The sequence below is a fragment of the Flavobacterium sp. genome, assembly GCF_049318185.1.
Classification (GTDB): domain Bacteria; phylum Bacteroidota; class Bacteroidia; order Flavobacteriales; family Flavobacteriaceae; genus Flavobacterium.
Window position 1 is genome coordinate 1 of sequence record NZ_JBMOGV010000218.1, and the last position, 1,929, is coordinate 1,929.

Below are 1,929 nucleotides of genomic sequence, written 5' to 3' on the forward strand. Positions count from 1 at the left end.
TTCTAATACCACCCAAATAATTTTGGATTTATTTTTGCAATTTAGTTGCATTTTCAACTATCTTATTGATTTTCAGACACTCCGAGTGCGATAATTCTGCTTTGCCGTTTACAAATTCATGCAGTTTTAGCTTGCGGATGCCGGCTTTACGCTCAATGGCAGAGAGGTTAAATACGTGTTGACCTTTGAATAGTTGTTTGAGTTGTTCCATTAGAATTGTTTGTTTTTAATTAATTAATGTTCTAATCCAATTAGATTTATAAGCCATTCTATTATTTTTTATAGCTTTTTTTATATTTGATCTTACATCTTTTTTATAATATTTTACTAATTCGCTACTAATAAATTCTTTACCATCTGATAATCTTGTGTAAATAAATTTACTTTCATGATTTACGAAAAGATGTTTTTTTATTCTTGAAAAATTACCAGTTTTGTATGATTGTTTATGGCTATTAGATATTGACATAATTTCTAGGTTAGAAGCACTATTATTATGCCAAACCTTATCTTTTTTACAATAAACCTCGCTTTCGACTAACTCTCTAATAAAAGTATTTCCGACCAACGTACTTACGTGAAAAGACTTTTTTTTATTATCAATACAAAAACGTATTTTCAAATCCTTTCTATCTTTTTTAGTTTTTTTATAGTTACTTTTAGAAATATTTTGTTTCATTATCCTTTCAGGTTGAATGCGAAACCCTCGAATACCCATATTAATTTCACGCTGATAAGATTTAATTCTTCCTAAATTAGAAATTAAATAAACACCATCATATCCTAAAATGTCTTTCCACTCTTCATAAGGCAAATCTTCAATTTGTAAATTTTTATAAACTGGTATATCATTCATAATTAAAATATATTTTTACAAACCTACAAAATAATTTTGGTAGTATCAAAACTATTTCCAATCTTTGAGTCCTAAAACTTTAAACACATGAACATTGTAAAACACACCGCCACCGAAATAATGAGCATCGGTAAGGCGTTCGCGGAATCGGGAATGTTTCCTGATATCAAATCCGCTGCTCAAGCAATCGTTAAGATTCAAGCAGGTGCCGAGTTGGGTATTGCACCGTTTGCCGCAATGTCCGGAATCCACATTATTTCCGGTAAGCCTACCATTGGGGCCGGCGTTATGGCTGCTATGGTTAAAGCATCGGGTAAATACAATTACCGAGTAACCGAGCAGACCGATAAAGTATGCTCTATTGATTACTATGAAGGTGCTGAAATGATTGGTACTTCTACCTTCACCATCGAAGATGCCAAGAAAGCCGGAACTAAAAACACCGACAAATTCCCTCGTAATATGCTATTTGCAAGGGCGATGAGTAACGGTGTTAAGTGGTACACCCCGGATGTATTCGCCGGGCCGGTGTATGTGCCGGAAGAAATGGAATCGGTAGGGCATATTAATGGCAGCATATACGATATTGCTGCCGATGTTTGGAAAACAAAACGCATCCTAACAGATGAGCAGTTCCAATCCGCTATCGTAAAAATTCAAGACGGCGAATGTATCAAAGGATCAACCGTAACCGTTTACGATTGGGTAAAAACCGAATGCCAACTGACTGAAGCACAACAAAATACATTTAACCTTTTAAACACTACCGACAATGGAATTGATTAAATTTAACCACACAACTAAGGAAGATCGCACACAGGTTGTGCATGAAATCTTCCAGGAACTATTAGAGGGGCGCATAAACCCTATGGAGTTACACATCCGGATGAAGTGCCTAGAGGAAGTAGTAAAGCAATTAACCTCAATGCCTGCCTACAAGGCCATCGTTCTGGAAGATGCTGAGAAACACGGCAAGTCATTTCAGTATCACAATGCGAAGGTTGATATAAGGGAAATGGGGGTGAAGTATGATTATAGTGGGTGTGGGAATGGGGCATTAGCTGATTTGTACG

At 35.8% G+C, this 1,929-nt stretch carries 4 protein-coding genes; 2 read left to right on the forward strand and 2 right to left on the reverse strand.

Annotated features, from left to right (window positions below):
* Positions 1-28: 28 nt before the first annotated feature.
* Positions 29-211 (reverse strand): hypothetical protein, encoded by a 183-nt coding sequence (locus ACOYLT_RS11745; protein WP_422854025.1) that lies wholly within the window; start codon positions 209-211, stop codon positions 29-31.
* A gap of 15 nt (positions 212-226) precedes the next feature.
* A complete protein-coding gene (locus ACOYLT_RS11750) occupies positions 227-856 on the reverse strand; it encodes an NUMOD4 domain-containing protein (protein WP_422854026.1) in 630 nt (209 codons plus the stop codon).
* Positions 857-943: 87 nt separating this feature from the next.
* On the opposite strand from ACOYLT_RS11750, the gene ACOYLT_RS11755 reads away from it, so the two are divergent.
* Together ACOYLT_RS11755 and ACOYLT_RS11760 are read left to right on the forward strand one after the other, a co-directional pair.
* Positions 944-1,642, forward strand: coding sequence for a hypothetical protein (locus tag ACOYLT_RS11755; protein ID WP_422854027.1), 699 nt, complete (start codon positions 944-946; stop codon positions 1,640-1,642).
* Positions 1,629-1,929, forward strand: a 301-nt coding sequence (locus ACOYLT_RS11760; protein ID WP_422854028.1) for a hypothetical protein, incomplete at its 3' end; no start/stop codon positions are given. The genes ACOYLT_RS11755 and ACOYLT_RS11760, both read left to right, overlap by 14 nt.

Bases quoted from the DNA above. Each gene is read 5' to 3' on its own strand.
- ACOYLT_RS11755 (WP_422854027.1), top strand. From the start codon at position 944: ATGAACATTGTAAAACACACCGCCACCGAAATAATGAGCATCGGTAAG.
- ACOYLT_RS11750 (WP_422854026.1), bottom strand. From the start codon at position 856: ATGAATGATATACCAGTTTATAAAAATTTACAAATTGAAGATTTGCCT.
- ACOYLT_RS11745 (WP_422854025.1), bottom strand. From the start codon at position 211: ATGGAACAACTCAAACAACTATTCAAAGGTCAACACGTATTTAACCTC.